General features: G+C 35.6%; 22 protein-coding genes. 15 read left to right on the top strand and 7 right to left on the bottom strand.

Features of this window, described 5'->3' with window-relative positions:
• Nucleotides 1-7: 7 nt before the first annotated feature.
• The 4 genes from ruvB to AC4BC4_RS14875 all read left to right on the top strand — a co-directional run bounded on the left by ruvB (nucleotide 8) and on the right by AC4BC4_RS14875 (nucleotide 5,138).
• Nucleotides 8-1,018, top strand: a complete 1,011-nt coding sequence (gene ruvB / locus AC4BC4_RS14890; protein WP_490476229.1) for a Holliday junction branch migration DNA helicase RuvB — start codon at nucleotides 8-10, stop codon at nucleotides 1,016-1,018.
• 398 nt (nucleotides 1,019-1,416) lie between these two features.
• Nucleotides 1,417-2,475, top strand: a complete 1,059-nt coding sequence (locus AC4BC4_RS14885; protein ID WP_490476228.1) for a hypothetical protein — start codon at nucleotides 1,417-1,419, stop codon at nucleotides 2,473-2,475.
• Between the two features lie 284 nt (nucleotides 2,476-2,759).
• Nucleotides 2,760-3,335, top strand: coding sequence for a TetR/AcrR family transcriptional regulator (locus AC4BC4_RS14880; RefSeq protein ID WP_490476227.1), 576 nt, complete (start codon nucleotides 2,760-2,762; stop codon nucleotides 3,333-3,335).
• 108 nt (nucleotides 3,336-3,443) lie between these two features.
• On the top strand, nucleotides 3,444-5,138 hold the full coding sequence (locus AC4BC4_RS14875) for an oleate hydratase (RefSeq protein WP_490476226.1): 1,695 nt from the start codon (nucleotides 3,444-3,446) through the stop codon (nucleotides 5,136-5,138).
• 461 nt (nucleotides 5,139-5,599) lie between these two features.
• Here the strand turns inward: AC4BC4_RS14875 and AC4BC4_RS14870 are convergent, their stop codons facing one another.
• Nucleotides 5,600-6,337 (bottom strand): class A sortase, encoded by a 738-nt coding sequence (locus tag AC4BC4_RS14870; RefSeq protein ID WP_490476225.1) that lies wholly within the window; start codon nucleotides 6,335-6,337, stop codon nucleotides 5,600-5,602.
• 265 nt (nucleotides 6,338-6,602) lie between these two features.
• Here AC4BC4_RS14870 and AC4BC4_RS14865 point away from each other — a divergent pair, with 265 nt between their 5' ends.
• Nucleotides 6,603-7,385 (top strand): hypothetical protein, encoded by a 783-nt coding sequence (locus tag AC4BC4_RS14865; protein ID WP_438758851.1) that lies wholly within the window; start codon nucleotides 6,603-6,605, stop codon nucleotides 7,383-7,385.
• Between the two features lie 95 nt (nucleotides 7,386-7,480).
• Here AC4BC4_RS14865 and AC4BC4_RS14860 read toward each other — a convergent pair whose 3' ends face one another.
• On the bottom strand, nucleotides 7,481-8,476 hold the full coding sequence (locus AC4BC4_RS14860; RefSeq protein ID WP_438757949.1) for a LacI family DNA-binding transcriptional regulator: 996 nt from the start codon (nucleotides 8,474-8,476) through the stop codon (nucleotides 7,481-7,483).
• A 159-nt stretch (nucleotides 8,477-8,635) separates the two neighbouring features.
• Between AC4BC4_RS14860 and AC4BC4_RS14855 the strand changes: the two genes are divergently transcribed.
• The 7 genes from AC4BC4_RS14855 to AC4BC4_RS14825 are packed head-to-tail and all read left to right on the top strand — an operon-like array spanning nucleotide 8,636 to nucleotide 16,902.
• Nucleotides 8,636-9,955 (top strand): ABC transporter substrate-binding protein, encoded by a 1,320-nt coding sequence (locus AC4BC4_RS14855; protein WP_490476224.1) that lies wholly within the window; start codon nucleotides 8,636-8,638, stop codon nucleotides 9,953-9,955.
• Nucleotides 9,955-10,830 carry a carbohydrate ABC transporter permease gene (locus tag AC4BC4_RS14850; RefSeq protein ID WP_490476223.1) on the top strand — a complete coding sequence of 292 codons (876 nt, stop codon included), beginning with the start codon at nucleotides 9,955-9,957 and terminating at the stop codon, nucleotides 10,828-10,830. The genes AC4BC4_RS14855 and AC4BC4_RS14850 overlap by 1 nt, the downstream gene beginning before the upstream one ends.
• The gene (locus AC4BC4_RS14845) at nucleotides 10,817-11,653 is read left to right on the top strand and encodes a carbohydrate ABC transporter permease (RefSeq protein ID WP_438757952.1); all 837 of its coding nucleotides are present in this window, start codon (nucleotides 10,817-10,819) and stop codon (nucleotides 11,651-11,653) included. Before AC4BC4_RS14850 ends, AC4BC4_RS14845 begins: the two co-directional genes overlap by 14 nt.
• A gap of 10 nt (nucleotides 11,654-11,663) precedes the next feature.
• A complete protein-coding gene (locus AC4BC4_RS14840) occupies nucleotides 11,664-13,190 on the top strand; it encodes an alpha-amylase family glycosyl hydrolase (protein WP_490476222.1) in 1,527 nt (508 codons plus the stop codon).
• Nucleotides 13,191-13,192: 2 nt separating this feature from the next.
• Nucleotides 13,193-14,086, top strand: a complete 894-nt coding sequence (locus AC4BC4_RS14835; RefSeq protein ID WP_490476221.1) for a DUF1861 family protein — start codon at nucleotides 13,193-13,195, stop codon at nucleotides 14,084-14,086.
• Nucleotides 14,087-14,102: 16 nt separating this feature from the next.
• Nucleotides 14,103-15,167 (top strand): BtaManbiosPhlase, encoded by a 1,065-nt coding sequence (locus AC4BC4_RS14830; protein ID WP_490476220.1) that lies wholly within the window; start codon nucleotides 14,103-14,105, stop codon nucleotides 15,165-15,167.
• A 4-nt stretch (nucleotides 15,168-15,171) separates the two neighbouring features.
• Nucleotides 15,172-16,902, top strand: a complete 1,731-nt coding sequence (locus AC4BC4_RS14825; protein WP_490476219.1) for a phospho-sugar mutase — start codon at nucleotides 15,172-15,174, stop codon at nucleotides 16,900-16,902.
• Nucleotides 16,903-17,055: 153 nt separating this feature from the next.
• Here the strand turns inward: AC4BC4_RS14825 and AC4BC4_RS14820 are convergent, their stop codons facing one another.
• The 4 genes from AC4BC4_RS14820 to AC4BC4_RS14805 form a co-directional block, all read right to left on the bottom strand.
• Complete coding sequence (locus tag AC4BC4_RS14820) at nucleotides 17,056-17,466, bottom strand: DUF1622 domain-containing protein (RefSeq protein ID WP_490476218.1); 411 nt, start codon at nucleotides 17,464-17,466, stop codon at nucleotides 17,056-17,058.
• A 42-nt stretch (nucleotides 17,467-17,508) separates the two neighbouring features.
• Nucleotides 17,509-18,249 carry a class I SAM-dependent methyltransferase gene (locus AC4BC4_RS14815; protein ID WP_490476217.1) on the bottom strand — a complete coding sequence of 247 codons (741 nt, stop codon included), beginning with the start codon at nucleotides 18,247-18,249 and terminating at the stop codon, nucleotides 17,509-17,511.
• An 89-nt stretch (nucleotides 18,250-18,338) separates the two neighbouring features.
• The gene (locus AC4BC4_RS14810) at nucleotides 18,339-18,722 is read right to left on the bottom strand and encodes an ACT domain-containing protein (RefSeq protein WP_438757959.1); all 384 of its coding nucleotides are present in this window, start codon (nucleotides 18,720-18,722) and stop codon (nucleotides 18,339-18,341) included.
• Between the two features lie 224 nt (nucleotides 18,723-18,946).
• Entirely contained in the window at nucleotides 18,947-19,312 is a 366-nt protein-coding gene (locus tag AC4BC4_RS14805; RefSeq protein ID WP_206847146.1) for a hypothetical protein, read from the bottom strand.
• Between the two features lie 242 nt (nucleotides 19,313-19,554).
• On the opposite strand from AC4BC4_RS14805, the gene AC4BC4_RS14800 reads away from it, so the two are divergent.
• The 3 genes from AC4BC4_RS14800 to AC4BC4_RS14790 all read left to right on the top strand — a co-directional run bounded on the left by AC4BC4_RS14800 (nucleotide 19,555) and on the right by AC4BC4_RS14790 (nucleotide 21,987).
• The gene (locus tag AC4BC4_RS14800) at nucleotides 19,555-20,313 is read left to right on the top strand and encodes a C39 family peptidase (protein ID WP_490476216.1); all 759 of its coding nucleotides are present in this window, start codon (nucleotides 19,555-19,557) and stop codon (nucleotides 20,311-20,313) included.
• A 218-nt stretch (nucleotides 20,314-20,531) separates the two neighbouring features.
• A complete protein-coding gene (locus tag AC4BC4_RS14795) occupies nucleotides 20,532-21,230 on the top strand; it encodes a glucosamine-6-phosphate deaminase (protein WP_490476215.1) in 699 nt (232 codons plus the stop codon).
• Between the two features lie 196 nt (nucleotides 21,231-21,426).
• Complete coding sequence (locus AC4BC4_RS14790) at nucleotides 21,427-21,987, top strand: DNA-3-methyladenine glycosylase I (RefSeq protein ID WP_490476214.1); 561 nt, start codon at nucleotides 21,427-21,429, stop codon at nucleotides 21,985-21,987.
• Between the two features lie 43 nt (nucleotides 21,988-22,030).
• Here the strand turns inward: AC4BC4_RS14790 and AC4BC4_RS14785 are convergent, their stop codons facing one another.
• Nucleotides 22,031-22,588 (bottom strand): DUF4865 family protein, encoded by a 558-nt coding sequence (locus tag AC4BC4_RS14785; RefSeq protein ID WP_490476213.1) that lies wholly within the window; start codon nucleotides 22,586-22,588, stop codon nucleotides 22,031-22,033.
• Nucleotides 22,589-22,591: the final 3 nt, after the last annotated feature.

Here is a 22,591-nt window from a genome sequence, read left to right as displayed (position 1 = left end):
AATCGCTATGACAGAAGATGAAAGACTACTTTCTGCTCAAACAAGCGCGGGGGAAGAGTCACTAGAAAAATCACTACGTCCGCAATTTCTCGAACAATATATCGGTCAAGATAAAGTTAAACAAGAACTAACAATCTACATTGAAGCTGCCCGTAATCGGGAAGAAGCATTAGACCATACACTTTTATATGGACCGCCAGGTTTAGGGAAAACAACAATGGCCATGGTGATTGCCAATGAAATGCATGTCAATATCCGTACTACCAGTGGACCTGCAATAGAACGTGCAGGAGATTTAGTTGCAATTTTAAATGAATTAGAACCAGGCGATGTGTTATTTATTGACGAAATCCATCGTTTACCTCGAATTGTGGAAGAAATGCTCTATTCGGCAATGGAAGATTTTTATGTGGATATTATGGTAGGCCAAGGAACGACCGCTCATCCAGTTCATTTTCCGCTGCCACCGTTTACACTGATTGGTGCAACGACTAGAGCGGGAATGTTATCTGCACCTCTTCGAGACCGTTTCGGTATTATTTCTCATATGGAGTATTATGAAACGCAAGACTTAAAAGAAATCGTATTGCGTTCGGCTGATATTTTCCAAACAGAAATCGTAGAAGAAGGTGCCTTTGAAATCGCCCGCCGTTCTCGTGGAACACCGCGGATCGCCAATCGTTTATTAAAGCGTGTTCGCGATTTCGCTCAAGTCCAGTCAAATGGTACCATCGATCGCAGCATTGCAGATCAAGCGTTGACTTTACTGCAGGTCGATCATCAAGGATTGGACTATGTCGATCAAAAATTATTGAAAACAATGATTGAACTATATGGCGGTGGTCCCGTCGGTTTAAGTACGTTAGCCGTGAACATCAGTGAAGAAACAGAAACGGTCGAAGATATGTATGAACCCTATTTGATCCAAAAAGGCTTTATTAAGCGGACGCCAAGAGGACGAATTGCGACAGCTTTGGCCTATAAACATTTTGGTTATGAGTCTTATTATCAAGAATAGAAATAGAGCATAAATGTATGACGCTGGCAATGATCTCAAAATGAACTCTTTAAAAAATAGACTAAGACTAGAGGAGAAAACATCTCAATTGATGAGTTTTCTCTCTATTTTTTTGTCATTTTTTTATTCTATCCCAAATTGAGAGGCTATTTAAAATAATAGATAGAAATAATCCACAGTAGATACAAATCAGTTTTATTTTGGGCTTTAAATCCGAATAAAGGCTTTTGTCTCTGCCTTCTTTTTTGGTTTAAGGCTATTTTAAGTCTATTCAATCATTAAAGGAAAATGAGCAAATGATTCAAATAAATCGTATCATTTGCACAAAATATTTTCTGCTTTTATAGTTAGCAGTGTACTTAAGTTAATACAATAAAATGAGCGAAAGGATGGGAATTATGGAAAAGAATACGAGAAATAAAGGGTTTGTATCGTACTTAACAACGCAAGATGAAGCAGGGGTAAATATCTCTTGGGGGGCAATCATTGCAGGACTGGTTTCCTTCTTTGCGATTTTCTTTACTTTGAGTTTGATTGGATCAGCGATTGGTTTTGGCATGATCGAACCAACGTCGGATAAGCCTTTAGATGGTGTGGGAACAGGACTTATTATTTGGACAGTTGTAACCTTTGTCCTTTCATTATTTTGTAGCGGATTTATTGCAGGGGTAGCAGCTCGTAGAGTTGGTTTAATTCACGGGTTCTTAACTTGGGCAACAAGTGTCTTAGTTTTATTAGCTATTCTATCTTATACAGCAATTGGTGCGTTTTCAGCAGTCGGATCATTATTTGGTAACCTTGCTCAAGCAGCAGGAAGTGGTGTGCAAACTGTAGCTTCTGGTACGTCAGATACAATCAGCAAAAGCTTTGAAAAATTAACTGATGGTGTTGGGACAGTGAATACTACTGAACTTCAAGGTCAAGTACAAAAAGTTTTATCTGATACAAATGTTCCAGAATTACAACCAGACTACTTGAAAGATCAAATGAAAGAAGCAACTGATGAATTAAAAAATGCAGGAAAAGAAATTGTAAAAAATCCTGATAATGCAGATCAAATTTTCAAAGATACAGGTGATTCTTTAAAAGAGAAAGCTGAAAAAATAGGTGATTCAGTAGATCGTCAAGCAATTGCGAACGCTGTTGCATCAAATACAGATTTGTCACAAGAAGAAGCCCAACAAGCAACAGACAATATTTACAATGAATTACAAACAGCATCTAAACAAGCGCAAAAACAAATCGACAATGCACAAACAAGTCTAGAAGAAACGAAAGATGACTTAGATGAAACCATTAAAGAAGCAAGACAAACTGCGGAAGATACATCAAATACGGTATCAAAAGCGTCTATTTGGGGATTTGTGGCTATGATTCTTGGGATGGTAATTACTTCTCTAGCAGGTTTATGGGGATCAAATTTAGTGAAAGATCCTGTCACTGAAAGTAAATTATAAGTGAATATTCACTTATAAAGTTGCACTGAATAGAAAAAATATAAAGTAATGTATAATATTTTTTTGAATTAAATGCTACTTAAATAGCAATAAAAATGATTTAGAGAAATTTTCTCTGAATCATTTTTTTTATTAATGCAAAAAAGAAGAGACGAACTCGTGAAGAAAAATGAATACCTTTGTTTTATCAACCATTAACAATCCCTAAAAATCCCTCAAAACCTTATATTTTCCCAAATTTTTTTGGTATGATGTACCTAACTAAAAAAAGTGAGGAAAAAAACATGAGCGAATCACAGATAACCAAAAAAGCCATCTCATCCGCATTGATCGAATTATGCGATCGAAAACTGTTCAATAAAATCAGCGTCCAAGATATCACGAAAGAAGTTGGTCTCAACCGACAAACTTTCTACTATCATTTTACGGATAAACAAGACCTCTTACGTTGGATATACACCCACGACGCATTGATCTACCTAGATTCATCTGATGTCAGAATGAACAACTGGGAAGAGCAAGCGCTAAAAATGTTAAAAGCGATCCAATCCAAAAGTGATTTCTACTATAATACAGTCATGTCAGATTCAGACATCTTAAGAAACTGTTTTTCAACGATCACCAATAATTTATTTATCAATCTATTCGACCAAATGGACAAAGAAAAACAATTATTTCCTGAAGACAAGATATTTTACGCACGATTTTTTTCATACGGCTGTAGCGGTGTCTTGATCGACTGGATTTTAGGAAATTATAAAGAATCTCCTTTAGAGATAGCGACACAGCTATTTCGTTTAGCTAAAGACACTGAATTTTTCTCATATCGATTGTATGCGCAAGAAAATGAATTATTGTGACAAATCGTCCTTGGTGTCTAAAAAGAAGACGGAATGATAGTGCTATCACAAGACATTTATCTGGAATCATTGTACGCTAGATTCATAAATTGAATCGGGGGGATTTTCATGAAAAAAAGTCATATGGGATTAGCTGCAGTAGGCGCATTAGGTGCAGCTTTACTAGCTAAGAAAGTATCTGCTGACAAGAAAGTGGGAAAAGTTGCTGAAGTAGAAGAAGAGATCAACAGCCGTTATTATGGGGACAAACAGGTTTACTTAATTGGCGGTGGGATTGCTACAATGGCAGCAGCAGCTTACTTGATTCGCGATGCAAATTTCAGTGGGAAAAATATCCATGTAATCGAAGGCATGAAAATTCTAGGTGGAAGTAACGATGGAATCGGTACGAATGAAAAAGGATTTGTCGCACGCGGCGGTCGTATGTTGAACGAAGAAACCTATGAAAATTTCTGGGAATTATTTGATAGCATTCCCTCACTTGAATGGCCTAATCATAGCGTGACAGAAGAAATCTTGAACTTTGATCATCTGCACCCTACGCATGCACAAGCTCGCTTGGTAACGAAAGACCGAGAAATCCTTGATGCACATACAATGGGCTTTGATAATGAAGATCGTCTAGCGATGACGAAATTGTTAGCTACTTCTGAAGAAAGTTTAGATGGTGTAACAATCGAAGAATGGTTTGGTTCACATTTCTTTGAAACGAATTTCTGGTACATGTGGCAAACAACATTTGCTTTCCAAAAATGGAGCAGTGTATTTGAATTGCGTCGTTATATGAATCGAATGATTTTAGAATTTTCTCGTATCGATACCCTAGAAGGAGTAACACGAACATCATTGAATCAGTATGATAGTGTGATTTTACCATTGAAATCATTCTTAGAAAAACATGGAGTAGATTTCACTTTAAATGAAGATGTCGTCGATCTTGATTTCAAACCAGGCTCTGATATTACCGTAACAGCTTTAAAACTAGGAAATGGTGAGATCATCGAGCTGGATGAAGATGATGTTGTGATCATGACCAATGGAACGATGACAGATAGTTCTACAGAAGGAGATTGGAAAACACCTGCACCAGCGGTCACAGAAGAATCAAGATCTGCTAGACTTTGGCGTAATATTGCGAAGAAAAAAACAGGGTTAGGTAATCCTGAGCCGTTTTTTGGCAATGAAGCGCAAACAAACTGGGAAAGTTTTACTGTCACTTGCCGTGGCGATAAGCTATTAAAACGAATGGAAGAATTTTCAGGCAATATCCCAGGTTCTGGAGCCTTGATGACATTAAAAGATTCAAGCTGGCTGATGAGTACAGTCGTTGCGGCTCAACCCCATTTTAAAAATCAAGATCCGGGGACAACGATTTTCTGGGGCTATGGTATTTATACAGACAAAGTCGGAGATTACGTAAAGAAACCAATGCGTGAATGCTCGGGAGAAGAAATTTTGTATGAATGGATATGTCAAATGGGCTGGCAAGCGGATTGGGATGAAATCATTAAAGACGTGGTAAATGTGATTCCTGCTTATATGCCATACATTGATGCACAGTTTCAACCACGCAAAATGACAGATCGACCTCAAGTTGTTCCAGAAAATAGTACGAACTTTGCTATGGTCAGTCAATTTGTAGAAATACCGAAAGACATGGTGTTTACAGAAGAATATTCAGTACGTGCAGCAAGAATTGCAGTGTATACACTATTCAATATCAATAAGGAAATTATTCCTGTGACGCCATATAACCGCGATCCTAAAGTATTAGCAAAAGCTACACAAACCATGTTTAGGTGAACCTAAATGTTATTAAAAAAATTTAAATGGAGTTTTAATAGAAGATAAGCAACATTTCTTTATAAAATACCAAATGAAAAACCTAACCTGATTTTGACAATAATCATCAAAATCAGGTTAGGTTTATATTTTAACGGATTATTATCCACACTCTTTTTAGCGATTGGTTAAAGTAGAAAACAAAAAATAATCAAAGGTACTGTACTCGTTTGTAAACTAAGAAACTAGTTTAGAATAAAGTATACAATCAATAACCCAGATGAGTATAAATTATTCTCAGTTCCATGATCTTCAAAGTGTTTGTAGCGTTACTTTTATAATTGGAGTAAGAGTAATTTATCAGATTTAGGCTTCCTTCTTCATAGATTAGCATAAAAAAACCAACGAAATTCTGCTAAATAACAGTAATTTAATTGGTTTCAATAAGAGTATGGTGGAAAATTAGAAGCGCACCACTATTTTTACAACGTCAACTGTTCCATTTGGAATGCATCTGTCATAGCTTGTGTTGCTTCTTTTATCGGTGTCACAGATTCCAATTCGCCTTGAACCGCAATTCGTGTTGTTGCATACATATCCCCACAAGTGATCAATGTAATCATCTTCTTACCAGGCACATCGTCGATCAACTCCACACGAGAAGGATCGATTTTTTCAACATAAGTGATTTTATATGTATAAACATTATTTAAATCAGTCGTATAGATCAATTCTCCAGGTTTAGAATATTCTAATGGTGAAAATAAAGAAACCATATCTTGTACACGGTGGCTGGCTAGTGCGTAATTCCCTTTACCCATTTCTTGGTCAGGCTTCATTGTTCCAGCTCCCGTTAGTAAAACAACATTATCGAGTCCTCTAAAAATCGGCAAGTTGATCTTTACATCAGGAAGTGCGACAGCACCAATAACAGGCAAATTTTTATTTGCAAGCTGGGCTTTGAGAACCGCTTCTGTGCTAAGAGATTCAACTGCGTCAAAATCGAACGAAGTGTCCGTTTGATTGTTTTTTTCAACAATTTCAGGGGTTAATTTCTCTACTGCATAGGCTTTACCATTTTGCTGGATCAGCATATTTCTGATTTGTGTATTAAAGACAAGTGCTAAACCAACAACCAATAATAAGAATAGGAAGATATTGATCAGCCAATTTCTTTTCTTATTTTTTTTCTTTTTAGAGCGTTCTTTTTTCGAGGCCATAAGCTTCCTCCTTTTTTACTTAAGTGTATCATATTTCAAATTGAAACCCTAGTTTAAAATCTTTATTTTTTTATTAATATTATTCTTTAAAAGGAACCTTAAAAATATTAGGATTTCTTATTTTTTAGCGTATATCCTTTATTTGATAGGAAAATGACCCTATTTTAACGCTTTGTAACTGAATCTTAAAATAAAAGACACAAGCTTTTCTCACAGAAATATTGTAGAATGGAATAGAAGATAAATAATGGGGGTGATGGAACAAATGTTGGACTTGATTTATGTACATATTGATATGACAAGTAATGCAGTATTATCAAAAGGAATCACACATACAGACTTTACGAATTCCATTGTTCATCACCCTAAGAACTTGCTATTACTGAATCCTTCTGCTGAAGAAGGGGAGTACGATATGCATAGTGGAATGAAGATTATTCGCGGACAAGAAGCTGTAGAACACTATTTTTCGACTGCTCATCGTCGGAAAATGGATGAAGAAATTAAATGGATCGATTTTTCTGATGTTGCGATGCTGAAAGAATTGACACCTATGGAGATTTCAGAGCTGCTGTATTTTGGGCATATGAAAACGAGTCTGCACTCACCTTTCTTTTATAAATTACAAAATGATTTCGTCTTTTTTGAATTTGTCGATCATATGACAAGGGTTTATTATCGATATATAGATGAGTTTTATCGAATTTTAGCGGATAAAATCACTCGGGTGATCTTGGAGAAAGTAAATGATCGGAAAACATTTTTTAAACGAGCCGTTCCAGTTGAGAAGTTGGACGTAGAATTACTGAAAGAAATGAAGCCGATTTTACAAGAAGGGGTTGTTTTTTGTTTCGACCAAATGGATATCAAAGGGAAAGAGTATCATATCCCGATCCATGTTGTGGAAGATTCATTGTGGAAGACAAAAAACTTTGCTTATCGAAATGAGCCGGTCATTGCAATATTGATTTACAATACGGGCAAGCGGACATGGCGTTTGATGCAAGAAGATGAGTTTGGATTTACTGAATTGCCGAGACGGGCATAAAAATAATCAGCGCAAAAGGCCAATAACAACATTTTTAGTTATTCTAAAAATGGTTGTTATTGACCTTTTTGAATTGTTTTAAAGTACAGAAAGTTTTATTGTGTAATAAGTCTTACGGATTCCCTGATATTTAAGGTGGGCAGAATTTGTTTATGAATTAAGGGATCATCGTTAGTCTTGATGCGTTTGATCAATGTTTGAACAGCTACTTCCCCCATATAAAAAAGATTCGTTGAAACATTAGTGATGGGAGGGCTTGCCATTCGCGTAAATTCAGTATCATCATAACAAATAATATTAATGTCATCTGGGATCATATAGCCGATTGACTGTAAGTAAGAATTGAGCATAAAAGCTAGTCCCGAATTAGCGCAAAACCAAGCATCTGGCATTGTTTCGATTTCTTTCAATTTTGTATAAAGGGCACCTTGGCTTTCTTCAATAGAGGTGATTTCAATACTTTTATCTTCAACAAGATCCATATCAGCTAAGGCTTGTTTATACCCTTGATAACGTTCGAGATAACTAGGAGAAAAGGCAGTGTCTCCTATAAAGCCGATTCTTTTATTATTATTTTGAAAAAGAAGAGAGATGGCATGATAGGTTCCGTCGGTATTTTTAGATAAAATAGCATCAGCATGCAAAGATGGATCATGATGGTCCACTAAGACGCAAGGCAAACCGTAGTCGATAATTTTTTTTATATATAAGTTGTCACTATGAGATAGGATAATGATGCCTGTAAATTCAGCAATGTTATTTGGTAAACTGAATGTACGTAATGCTTCTCTTGAGAGGGATTCAGTAACAAGTTGATAACCGTTTTTTTCACAATTTTTTCGAATACTGTCTACTATTTCACCGAAAAAACTTTTTTGAGAAAAAACAAAGGTTGTTGCGATTAATAATATCTTACCCAATTGCTTGTTTGTTTGTTTTTCACGGTATTCATAACCTAAAGAGTGAGCAGTTTCTATGACTGCTTTTTTTGTTGCTTCACTGACCCCATCTGTATTTCGTAAAGCCTGGGATACAGAGTTTCTTGAAATACCTAATTGATCGGCAATATCTTGCATGGAAACTTTTTTCATGGCGATTCTCCTTTTTTATAAACTAACGTAATTATATCATATTGCTTTTTTATTTTGTAATGTTTTGTAATCATCGTTATGTAATGTTGACATTTGTTGAGTGCGGATGATATTATGGGTTTGTAAAAAAGAAAGCGTTTGCTTATAGGGGGAGAAATTATGAAGTTGAAAAAAATTTTACTTGGCATGTCAATTGGTTTAATGGGAATGTTGCTTTTAGTCGGTTGTGGTTCATCAAATAAAGAGGGGACTTCTTCTGATGGAAAAACAAAGATTACATTTTGGGCAGCGCCTAATCCAACCCAATTAAAATATTGGGAAGATATGGCGAAAGAGTTTGAGAAAAGCCAAACAGATATTACTGTCGAAGTTTCTCAAATGAAAGAAAGTCCATCTTCAGAAGCAACGATTCAATCAGCGATTGCCTCTAAAACGGCACCAACATTATCTGAAAATATTAATCGAAGCTTTGCAGCTCAACTAGCTGCGAGTGAGGCAATTTTGCCCTTGAATGAACAAGAAGGTTTTTCAAAAGCAGTCGAAGAAAGAAAAATGAGTAAAAGTATTGAGAGTTGGGAATTTTCAGATGGCAAACAATATGTTTTCCCTGTCTATTCTAATCCTATTTTATATGCTTGGCGCATAGATACATTAAAAGAAATTGGAGTCGATGAAATTCCAGAAACCTATTCTGAATTATTAGAGGTAGGAGATAAATTATCGAAACAAAAAAAAGACGTAGCGATTTGGGCCAAAAAAGATTTGACGGATCCTACTGCTTGGATGCGTTGGTTTGATTTTTTCCCATTGTATAATGCTGCCAGCAAAGGTGCTCCTTTTGTTCAAGAGAATAAGTTTGTTGCTGACCGCACAGCTACAGAAGATGTCTTTGGTTTAATGAGTGAGCTTGCCAAAAAGAAATTACTACGTACAGGTGAAGCGACTGATCCATTTGAAAATGGCGATAGCTTGATGGCTGAATTAGGACCGTGGACATTCCCTAACTGGGAAGAAAAATATCCTGAATTGACATTCGATGAAAATTATACGATAACTTCTCCCGTTGTACCCGATTCAATGAAAGGAGAAAAAAATATCTCCACATATGCCGATTCTAAAGGAATCGTTATGTACACACAGGCAACTGAAGAGGAACAAAAAGCGGCGATGAAGTTTTTATCTTTTGTTTATGGGGATGAAAAAAATGATGTGACTTGGCTTGAATTAACGAGTTTGATTCCTGCTAGAGATGATGCAACAGAAAATCCTGTATTCAAAGAATATTTTAAAGAAAACCCTGCGATGAAAGTATTTGCAGAAAATGTTCCTTACGCTGTTCCGGCAATGGATAATGAGAAATACAATGATATTCAACAAGTTTTTGGTGAACAAGCGTGGGTTCCTGTTGTAAGAGGAGAGAAAAGTCCTCAAAAAGCTTTTAAAGATGGAGAAAAAGCAGTTGAAGGAGCGCTTCGGTAATGAGAAGGAATAATAAATTAGGCTGGTTATTTACGAGTCCTTATCTGATATTTACACTAATTTTTTTCTTGTTACCTTTGTTATGGTCTTTTTGGTTGGCGCTAACTGACTGGGATATGATTTCCCCGACAATTAATTTTGTTGGGGTTCAAAATTTTATGACTGCCGTAAAAAGTCCAGCCGTTCAATCCGCTTTTTTAGTTACTTATAAATTTTTACTGGTATTTGTTCCGCTGGCATTGGTCTTATCTATGGCGATTGCTTTATTAGTGAATAGTTTACCGAAATTTAAAGGCCTTTTTATGGTTGCTTTTTTCTTACCCTATCTTTCAAGTGGTGTAGTAACTTCTCTGATTGTGAAAGGGTTGTTATCGTATAATGGCCCATTTAATATTTTTTTACGGAATACATTCGGTTTGGATATTGATTGGTTGGGCGATCCGAAAGTAGCCATTTTCATCGTATCTTTGATGATTGCTTGGAAAATGTCAGGTTATTATGGATTGATTTTGATTTCAGGTTTATCAAATATTAATCATGAAATCTATGAAGCAGCAGCGATAGACGGGGCTTCGAGATGGACGATATTTTGGAAAATTACGTTTCCCATGATGTATCCAGCATTTTTCACAGTTACAGTACTAGCTGTAGGTGTGAGTTTCGGGATCTTTACCGAAGTTTATCAGTTGACAGGTGGTGGACCTAACTTTTCTACGAATACATGGCAGATGGAAATTTATAATCAAGCATTTGTTGGATTGAAATCAGGTTATGCATCCTCTATTGCTTTGCTTTCGTCAGTTGTTACGTTTGCTTCTATTGGTGTTATTCGTAAGTTATTAGAAAAATGGGGTGAAAAAAATGGTTGGTCGTAAGAATACTAAGTTATCAATGAGCATCAAATATCTTGTGACAACACTTTTGATGTTGATCATGACATTTCCTTTTATTTATTTAGTTATGCACTCTTTTGCTTCATGGGATGAAGTCGATCGTAGATTGATTCCTAGTCATTTTGATTTAAGGTCGTGGGAATGGTTATTCGGAGATGCCTCTACTTCGGCTAATGCACCGTGGATCGGCGCTTTTATAAATACGATTATCGTTGCGACTATTGCGACATTTTTGATGTTATTATTTGCGCTGACAGTTGGTTATGCCTTAGCAAAAATTGAATTTAAAGGAAAGAAATTTGTAAATAACTTTATTTTATTTCAAATGTTTTTTCCAGCAATCATCTTATTGATTCCCCAGTTTTTATTGATCACGAAAGTTGGTTTGCTTGATACCTATGCTGGAATGATCGTTCCGACAGTGATGAGTCTGTGGGCTATCTTTATGTATACAAATTTTTTCAAAGCGATCCCAGATACGTTGATTGAGGCAGCTAAATTAGATGGTGCGAGTGATATAGCGATTCTTTTTAGAATAGTATTGCCGATGTCTAAATCGATTACTACGGTTATTTTTCTATTTTTGTACACGGATCGTTGGACAAATTTATTATGGGACATGATCGTTTCCAAGAGTGATAGTACAACTACATTAAACGTTTTGATATCTCAGATGTTTGGTCCTTATGGTACGTATCCAGGTCCAATGTATGCGGCGTCAGTTTTACTAACGTTACCGTTAATTATCTTGTTCTTAGTTTTTTCTAAACGATTCCAAGATGGTATGCAATTTACATTGAAGTAAGGAGATCACTATGAGTTGGTGGGAAAAATCAATTTTTTATGAAATTTATGTTCCATCTTTTAATGATAGCGATGGTGACGGTATCGGAGATTTAAAAGGAATTAGCGAAAAAGCAACTTATTTAAAAGAACTTGGGATTGATGGGATTTGGCTAACACCGTTTTTTCCTTCTCCCAAAGTGGATAATGGCTATGATATTTCAGATTACTACAGCGTAGATCCTATTTATGGAGACATGTCAGCGATGGAAACTTTAGTAAAATGTATGCATGATGTCGGGATAAAAGTCATCATTGATCTAGTCATTAATCACACATCTGATCAACATCCTTGGTTTCAAGAAGCGAGGATGTCGAAAAATAATTCCAAAAGAGAATGGTATATCTGGCGTGATAAGCCAAATAACTGGGCATCTTTTTTTGGTGGAAGTGCTTGGCAATTTGATGAACAAACGCAGCAATATTATTATCATAGCTTTTCTAAAGCACAAGTGGATCTTAATTGGACGAATCCAGAAGTGAAAGCAGCAATTTTTGATGTTATTGATTTTTGGATTGAAAAAGGAATCGATGGCTTTCGTTTAGATGTCGTCAATAATTTAACCGTTGACATTGAATGTAAAGACAATCCTTATGATGAAAATGGGACACAAATTCATCAATATGATGTGAACCAGCCAGGTATCATAGAAACGATAAAAGATATAAAAGCCTTTCTTACCTCCAAAAATAGTCAGCTGTTTACTGTAGGTGAGATTAGTTCTGATAAATTAGAAATAATCCAGCAGTATGCAGGAAGAGAACTATTCGATGTGACGTTCAACTTTAATTTTGGAAGTGTCGAATCCTTTGATGAGAAAAAAATTGTGCAAGAATTAACAGAAATGCAAAAAATATACGGAACGCAACGTTTGCCAACGTTATTTTTCAATAGTCATGATATGTCTCGTTCTTGGAATCGTCTGAGTCAGGAAAGCACCTCACGCTATTTACAATTAGCTGCGCTGTTACTTTTAAATAGAGGGGTTGCATTTTTATTTCAGGGGGAAGAATTAGGCGTGGGCGATTATTTACCAGCTGATTTTTCTGATATAAGAGATATTCAAGCAATTAATAAGTTTGATGAACAACGGCTACAAGGGGATTCTCATGAAGAATCGATGGAACAAGCAAATTTAGTCAATCGAGATCGTTCGAGAGGGATGATTCCATGGGATACAGCTAAAGATAATAGCTGGATAGGTTATGGCAAAAAAAATGCAGAGTCAGACACTATTTTTACTTGGTATCAAAAACTAATTACGCTTCGTAAAACGTATTTGCAAGAGACTGACTGCATGAAGATACTAGAAAATAAAGCCGGTTTATTGATGTATCAACTCTCAGGATTAGTAATCATCGTAAATTTTTTGCCAAACTGGAGTCCTCCTTTTAAGCTTTCAGCACAACATATAACGTGTTTAAAAAATGGAGAATTAATCAAAAAACAAAACAACTATTATTTATCTGGGTATGGTATTTGGATAGGAAGGAACTAATAATGATTGATATAGAACTATTATTGACGCATCACCGTGAAGGGAAATTGAAAAATAAGGCAGTAAAGCTTCAATTTTCAGGAGTTGCAGATCAAGATGTATACAATATAACTGCCCCATTTAGCATAGGAGATCGAGAAGTTATCGCGGGTCGTATCGAAGCTAGAACAAATGAAGTAGCACAAATTGGCTTGTTCGAAGAGGTAGAAGAAAACAAATGGAACTTGATTGAGGGAGCTATCAAACTAGCGTTACAAGATCCATTTGTTACAACAATCGATGGGACAATTATTTTAGGTGGTGTAGAAGTCTTTTTTGATAAAGAAGGAGCGCGTTGGCGAACTATTTTATATCGACTAAAAAGTATTAATGAAGCTGAAAAAATTTTTGAAGGCCCATTTGGAATGAAAGACATCAGATTGAAACAATTACCCGATGGGAAAATTTTAGTTTTGACTAGACCACAAGGAGAAAAAGGGGGTAGAGGCAAAATTGGTATTGCATGGGTAGATACGTTAGCACAACTATCGCTAGAAATAATCGAAGAAGCAACGCTGCTTAAACAGCAGTTTTCTGATGTTGATTGGGGTGGCGCAAATGAAATTCATTTAATTGATGAACGAATTTGTGTATTAGGCCATATTGCTTCCTTTGATCAAGTTGGAAATCGTCATTATTATGCTATGACATTTGAAATAGATAAAAAGAAAGAGACAATGGAAAATCCGAAAATCATTGCTGAAAGATCGGATTTTTTACCAGGTCCATCTAAAAGAAATGATTTAATCGATGTAGTTTTTAGTGGGGGCTTAGTTTTACATGGCAAAGAAGCGACATTTTACGCTGGAATTAGCGATGCTGAGGCTCAAAAAATAACTATCCAAAATCCATTTTAGAAAAGGAAGAAAAAATATGACTATTTATCGTTATGAAGAAAATCCGATTATTACTCCGTTAGATGTTCCTCCATTGCATAAAGATCATGAAGTGATTGGTGCATTTAACGCCGGAGTAGCCAAATATAAAAACGAAATATTATTATTATTGCGCGTTGCAGAAAGACCGATTTCAACGTCTGAAGAGACGATTAAAGCGCCGATCATTCATCCTGAAACAAAAAAATTGGAAATCATAACGTTTGATCGAACAGATCCTCAGTATGATTTTGAAGATCCACGAATGATTCGATTAGCAGATAACTTAGATGGGTTTGTCTATTTGACGTCACTTTCCTATATTCGAATTGCACGGAGTAAAGATGGTCGCCAGTTTACAGTTGATGACAAAGCGTTTTTGTATCCATTCAATGAATATCAAACATTTGGGATTGAAGATGCTCGATGTACGCAAATTGGTGATACGTATTATGTGAATTTTAGTTCTGTGTCACCAATGGGCGTTTGTGATTCAATGATCTGCACAACTGATTTTGAGCATTTTGAAGATATGGGAAATATTTTTGCACCAGAAAACAAAGATGTCTTATTATTTCCTGAAAAAATCAATGGAAAATATTATGCTTTGCATCGTCCATCATTAAAGAGTATTGGGAACTACGATATTTGGATTGCCTCCTCTCCTGATTTACAAGCTTGGGGGAACCATAAACATCTGATTGGTATACAACAAGATAGTTGGAACAGTGGGCGTATTGGTGGTGGGCTAGTTCCTATAAAAACAGAAAAAGGCTGGCTTGAGATTTATCATGGGGCAACCAAAGAACAACGTTATTGCATGGGGGCAGTCCTATTGGATCTTGATGATCCGACAAAAGTAATTGCCCGAACAAAGAATCCAATCATGGAGCCTGATGCTGAGTATGAGAAAAAGGGATTCTTCGGAGATGTGGTTTTTGGTTGTGGTGGTCTTGTCGATGGAGATAAGCTAATAATGTATTATGGCGTTGCAGATACCTCGATGGCGGGCTGTGAATTAAGCATTAGTGCAATTCTTGAACAATTAGACAAAGAAGGTTGATCTCATGAGTTGGAAAAAGAAATATGCTGAGTGGTCAAATGCAGAATGTCTATCAGATGAATTAAAAAAAGAATTGGCTAACATTGAGAATCAACAGGAATTAGAAGACCGTTTTTACCAGTATCTTTCATTTGGAACTGGAGGAATGCGTGGGGAAATTGGCGTTGGAACGAATCGTATCAATGAGTATACGATTAAGCGTGCTGCCTTGGGTTTAGCACAATACATTGAGAAGAAAGGGATAGAAGCTCAAAAGGCAGGCGTGGTTATTTCTTATGACAATCGTTTTTTTTCAAAAGAATTTGCGCAATGGACAGCGACCGTTTTAGCTTCAAAAGAGATAACCGTTTATTTATCGAGTATGATGCGTCCAACACCTGAATTATCTTTTTTTGTAAGGGAATTAAATGCTTTTGCAGGAGTAATGATTACTGCGAGTCATAATCCTAAAGAATATAATGGATTTAAAGTGTATGGCTCTGATGGCGGTCAAATAACGCTAGAAACAGCGACCGAACTGATGCACATTTTGAGCAGTTTAACGAATGAATTAGAGATCAATCCTTTTTCGCTGTCTGATTGCCTTATAAAGGGACATATTCATTACCTCGATGAAGAGATGGATAGTCTGTATTTAGAGAAGCTGACTTCCGTTTTACAAAATAAGAAGAACGTTAAGCAAAATGGCGATGAAGTATCTATTTTATATACACCTCTCCATGGTTCGGGAGAAAAATTAATTCGAAAAGGTTTTGAAAATGTAGGATTTAGTGATCTGTCCATTCTAGCGTCACAATCCGATGGGGATCCTGCTTTTTCAACGGTCAAATCACCGAATCCAGAAGATCCTGAGGCATTTGAGTTAGCTTTAAAAGAGTCAAAAAAGAAAAAAATAGATTTGTTTCTTGGAACAGATCCAGATGCAGATCGATTAGGCGTAGTTATTCTAGATGAGAAAGAACAGCCAGTATTACTTAACGGGAATCAAATTGGCGTTTTATTATTAGATTTTTTAATTCGACATAAAAAAAGTGAAAAAGAAAACATGTCAAACTATTTTATTGCTAAAACAATTGTAACTTCTGATTTAGGTGAGAAGGTCGCAGCACAGGCTGGGATAGAAACGAGAACCACATTGACCGGGTTCAAATTTATCGGAGAACAGATCGCGTTATCTGAAGAAAAAAAAGACAAAGAATTTCTTTTTGGCTATGAAGAGAGTTTTGGTTATTTGATCAAAGCGTTTGTGAGAGACAAAGATGCGATTCAAGCAGCTATTTTAATGGCTGAGCTGGCATTGGAGTGTAAACAAAGAGGAACGACCGTGTTAGCGCAGCTACAAGCTATTTATCAAGAGCATGGTTTTTATCTTGAAACGTTAGAAAGTCTTACTTTCAAAGGGAAACGCGGACAAAAAGAAATGGAGACGCTTATAGAAACGTTGAAGCAGGAAAATTTGCAAAGGATAGGTTCTAAAAAAATAAAATTGCAAGAAGATTACAGTATTGGATGTAAAAAAAATCTCGTGACAGGTGAGATAGAAGCGTTGAAGTTACCCCAATCAAATGTATTAAAATACATTTTTGAAGATGGGTCGTGGGTATGTATCAGACCTTCTGGAACAGAGCCAAAGTGTAAAATATACTATTCAGTACACTCTGAAACTGAAGCACAATCAAAGAAAGAATTAGATGTTTTACAAAGGGAAGTGAAACAACTTCTTTTGCAAAAATAAAATTAAAATACAAATAAATGACTTAAAAAGAGGTTGCTTTTGCTCCCAGCGTTTATTCGGATTCTTTAGGGCTAGGCTATAACTCGTAGAGTTATAGCCTAGCCCTTTTTTAAGTTGCATTTTTAGAGATGACTGCATTTTTAAATAGGAACACTAAGAGTTTTTGCTTTGAATTGTTTTTTCTTCAGTCTCATTTTCTTTATCTTTCAATGCATCTTCAATTTCTTTATGCAGGAAATAAGAAATGACTGTTCGGATCACTACTAAAATAGCCAGTTTTAAAATGTCTTGAAATGTTGGTTTGATAATCGATTCAATAATGTCTGCGGCAATTAGTATTTCTAAACTAAGTAGAATATAACTACCTAAAAAACTTTTAATAAAATTATTTTGTCTGGCCATCACAATACGGTTTCTATTGTCTTTTTCACTTTTCACAAAATCAATCCCCGCCATAATGACCCCCCAAATCAAGACGAAGATAGAGAAAATGTTTAAGGCTAAAATAAAGAGATCAAAAAACGGAATCAAGTGGTTCATGATATTTTGGGCTAAATCGTGCATTCGAGAGTCCTCCTTTGGTTTGTAGTAGACGATCGAAATAGTTTAGTCATATTGCGCTACCTTTTTGGCTGAAACCAAAAGCATCATTGGTCTACGCAGTTCATTGCGCATTTCGGCACTTTCTTTTAGCAATTCAGGAGCAGGCATAGGTTCGACGATTCTTGTAAGCTGAAAACCATTTGTTAATAAGCCGTCTAGGTAAGTTGTTAATGTCTTGTGGTATTTCATTACTGTCTCACCTAAAAAGGTTGTTTCACGGATGCTTTCGTCAAAATAGCGGTCAACAGGCCAATAAATCGGTTGTCCCTGATCGTAAATCCAATCTTCCGTTCCTTGTGCTGTAAAAATAGGATGCTCAGCAGAAAAAATGAAATGGCCACCAGAATTTAAAGAGTGATTGACCTTCTTGGCGATCTCATCGAATGAAGGAACGTAATGAAGCGCTAAAGAGCTGATCACAATATCGAATGTTTCGCCCAATCCATCGATTTCTTCCATCCCCATTAAATGATAACTGATTTTTGGAGAATCTGTCATTTCCATGGCTTTTTCGATCATCCGTTCAGACAAATCGATGCCGATAACTTTTTCAGCACCATTTTCAACTGCGTAACGGCAATGCCAACCGTAGCCACATCCAAGATCAAGAACTGTTTTTCCAGTAAAGTCAGGAAGCAATTTTTTTAATTCATGCCATTCACCAGCTCCTTCTAAACCTTTTCTAGAACGATCCATTTGGCTATAAGCTTCGAAAAAATTAGGATTATCATATTCATTGTTCATGTTTTATCTCCTTTTTAACGTGTGTAAGTGCGGTCTCTTTTATTGTATCAGATTGTCAGAATAATACCCATAAAAGAGAATAGAACAAATTATTGAAATGTATGGCCGCAATCCTGTAAAACATGAATAGCTTTTTCTTTATCTTTGTTTTTAATTAAAAGGTAATCAGTGTTATAGGTGGATAAAGAAAAAATTGAAATTTTATTTTCAGCTAATGGATTGGCTAATTGAGTCAAAATACCAACTAAAGAAAAATCTAGTTCACCGACAACTTGAATAATAAACCAGTCATCATCGACAGAAAGCGCTAAGTCCGTCTCTAATGTGTTAGAAGGCACGATAATGGAACATTCATCATCTGTATAAGTAATACTTTTGAAAGCATTTATCTCATGAAATGAAGCAGGAATCTCGGTATGAGTAGGAAATTTCATGATTGTATAGTTTGTTTTGTCTAATAGTTTTAGCTGCATAGGAAGTTCTCCTTAATAGTTTAAAATAGGAAGCTGTAAAAATACTTGAGAATCGTAAACAAAAGGATTACTTAACATAGCCAAGCCTTAAGTCTTAAAGAACTTTTTTTTAGTTTATCATAAAAAATATAGGGATTGCATAAAGTTAGTGTTTTTTCTCTATACTACTATGTTATTTAGACAAAAAAACAGCCAACGAGAAATAATATCGTTGACTGTTTAGTTTATTTAATAAGTCTTTTGTCATTTTTAGACAAGGTACTCACTTTTTTTATATGTTCAACAGTGATCATCCGGATTTGTTGGCTGTCTTCTTGTAAACGCAGCATGATCGAATCACCTATATTTTTGGAAACGATCCAACCTGAAACGGTCTCAAACTTTTGAGAAGTCGGCACTTCTTTTAATTGTAAAACAACTAAACTTTTTTGAGCAGAAGCGACTTGTAATTTCTTAAGAATTTCTTCACGCTCTTTATTTTTGCTCTGCTTATCTTTAGAGTCATCTAAAAATGCCGAAAAGAAACTTTGGGAAGATTGGCTTATCAATTTTGAAATGCTTTTCATTGTTGATTTGTGGTTATTATCCATTCTTCTACCTCCTTCACGAATTTACTGCTAGTATCAGACTCTGAATAATCAGTTACTATCATTTTACCTAAAAATTGGAAATAATTCAAGAAAATATGTTCGTAATCATTTCAAAGATAATTATTCTTACTTGCTTTTTTTGTTAGATTCAGTAATATTAGAAGTATTGATTACTATTTATCTAATTCGTTTGAAAGTGAATGGCTCTAGTAAATCTTTCAACTTAAAAGAAGGAGATATACATGAAACAAACAAAGAAATCAAAAACTTATATCATAGCATTATTAGTAATGGCTACATTTTCAGGAGCAATTTTAGCGAAAGTGGCGCCATTGGAAGAAGGACATGGTTTTTCATCTGTGTTTTCTGAAGAAAAGATTGCTGAAGTAAAAACATCTGAAACAAGTGAAGTCAAAAAAGAACCGGAAAAAGTCAAAGAATTGACGTATACTGAAAAAATCAATCAAAATATCAGCGAAAGTAAATTTGCTGACCGGATGCCAATCAACTTGCTATTACAAACAGATGATAAATGGAAGACAACACCATATGGCATGGAAAATCCTGATGGTAATACATTAGAAATCAACGGTTGTGCGATCCTTTCTTTAGCGATGGTATCTTCGTACTTAGATAATAAAACATACATACCTCAAGATATTCTAAATTGGTCAAAAAATGATTATTTTGTAGATGGAGAAGGTACGGCTTGGTCCATTTTCTCTGATTTTGCGATGATGAAAGGGTATCAATTTGAAGATCTTGGCACAGACATTGCAACTGTTGAAGAGCAATTAAAACAAAAACACCCTGTGATCATTTCGGTAAAACCAGGTTTATTTACAGAAACAGGACATATTATGGTACTTAGCGGCACGAATGATGGGAAGTTCTGGGTGAACGATCCAAACGATTCTGAGGCAAAAGGACATTCCCAAAAAGAATTTACAGCGGATGAATTAATGAACGAAGCATTGAATTTTTGGACTATTTACAAATAGAAAGTCAATACAAATCGAGCATGAAACGGACGATATTTTTTCTTGTCGACCATTCAGTTTTAGAATGTAGAGCGCGACTGATTTTTTGGTTTTGCTATACATTCTTTTCTGTTTTCAATAGTGAAAGGAAGAAACTTCTCTCTTTTTTATATACCATTGACATGGGATGGTTCCCATACGATACAATGAAGGTATAAAAAGGAAATGGAGTGAATCAAATGAAAATTATTATTGAAAAAGACTTTGAGGCAATGAGCGAAACCACAAAAAATATTTTATTTGGCCATATGAGCCAAGATAAGCGTGTCAACCTATCTATTACAGCGGGAAACACTCCGGTTGGTGTCTATAAAAAAATGGTGGAGACAGTAAAAGATTCGCCAGATTACGCGAACGTTCACTATTATAATTTTGACGAAATTCCTGTATCAGGCCAAACAGAAGGGCTGACTATTACGGATTTACGAAAATTATATTTAACACCCGCTAATATTGATGAAGCTAATATTCATCCGTTGACTGTGGAAAATTATGCAGAACAAGATAAACGTATAGCGATGGATGGCGGTTTAGATGCCATGTTGATCGGCTTAGGCGGAGATGGACACTTCTGTGGGAATATGCCTACAACGACAAGCTTTGAAAATTTGACTTATAAGATAAAAGTAACAGGGGACGAACCTTGGTTTGTGCCAGATATGATGGAAAAAGGGATGGAATTCGTTACTATGGGACCTGTTAGTGTAATGCGAGTTAAACAGTTGATTTTGATTGTGAACGGCGAGAAAAAAGCTGAAATGGTAAAAAACGTATTGCAAGGACCAGTAACAGAGGAGTTTCCGGCATCTGTTTTGCAACTTCATCCGAATCTTACGGTTATTTTAGATGAAGCAGCAGCAAGTAAATTAAACAAGTAAACCGCAAATTAAAAAAAACGAGATAAAAGCATTTAGCTCCGAGAAATAAGCTGCTTTTTTCTCACTGTGTATTCGGATTTAGAGCTTGAAACAACACTGATTTTTAGTGATGTTCCGGGTTCTTTTTTTTACCTTATTTACAAACATACGTTCTCATGTTATTCTTAGATAAAAGAAGCTAAGATAGGAGTCGAATATGGAAAAAATCAGATGTGATTGGGCAAATGGAACTGAATTAGAAGAAAGATACCATGATGAAGAATGGGGAACAGCAGAACATGAAGATCAAAAACTTTTTGAAATGCTAACCTTAGAGAGTATGCAGGCAGGGTTAAGTTGGTCGACAATCCTTAAAAAAAGAGAGACACTAACTAGTGCTTATGATCAATTTGACTATGTGAAAATTGCTGAGTATAACCAAGAGAAGATTGATGCTTTACTAGTAGATCCAGGAATTATTAGAAATAAGTTGAAAATCAATGCTACAATCAATAATGCACAAGCTTTCATGAAAATCCAAGCAGAATATGGCAGCTTTGATCGATTTATTTGGGCCTATGTGGATAGAGAACCTATTAAGAATCGTTGGAATAATATCAAAGAAGTTCCCTCATCAACAGAATTATCGGATAAAATAAGTAAAGACTTAAAGAAAAAAGGTTTTAAGTTCTTAGGGACAACAACTGTCTATGCTTTTATGCAAGCAACAGGGATGGTAGATGATCATTTAGCGCATTGTTTTAAAGCACTAAAGTAAGATGATCGATCTATAGTGTCCTCGATATATAAAGATCGATCATCTAGAAGTAAGCATATCTTTCATTTACAGAAATATGAAGTATTTCATAAAGAGTTGCTTCATTGTGAATTGGTTTTTCAGCATAAAATCCAAGTATGACCGCTTGCCATTTGTCTGGATTATAGATGATAAGTTTTCCTAGACTTTTTTTGGGAAAAGTTTTTTGGATGTCCACTAGTTGCTTCGGGGTATTAGTCAACGTTTGCTGTTCCGTGATTGTAATCGTTTGTTCTAACAGGTAAGTCGCATCTTTAAAATTATCCTCTAGATTTATGGTGAAAGGAACACCAATTTGAATGGCTTGCCAACCAAAATCGCGAATAATAGCGTCGTAAAATCCTGTAAAGATAAATTGATTCATTCCTTCAGCATTTTCCCATACATATAAAGGAGCATAGGAATTAGAAATTGCCCCTTGTACTTTTTCTGAAATAAGATAAGCTTTAAAGAGTAGACCTTGGAAGTTATCTGTTTTGTGCCCATTTTCTTTTACTCGTTGTCTAATCAGTGACATGTCATAATTATCCGGTAAAATTATTTTATATTGTATAGCGTTCATCTA

The organism is Enterococcus sp. AMC1086 (assembly GCF_058216575.1).
This window is presented reverse-complemented; position numbering and strand designations above follow the sequence as displayed.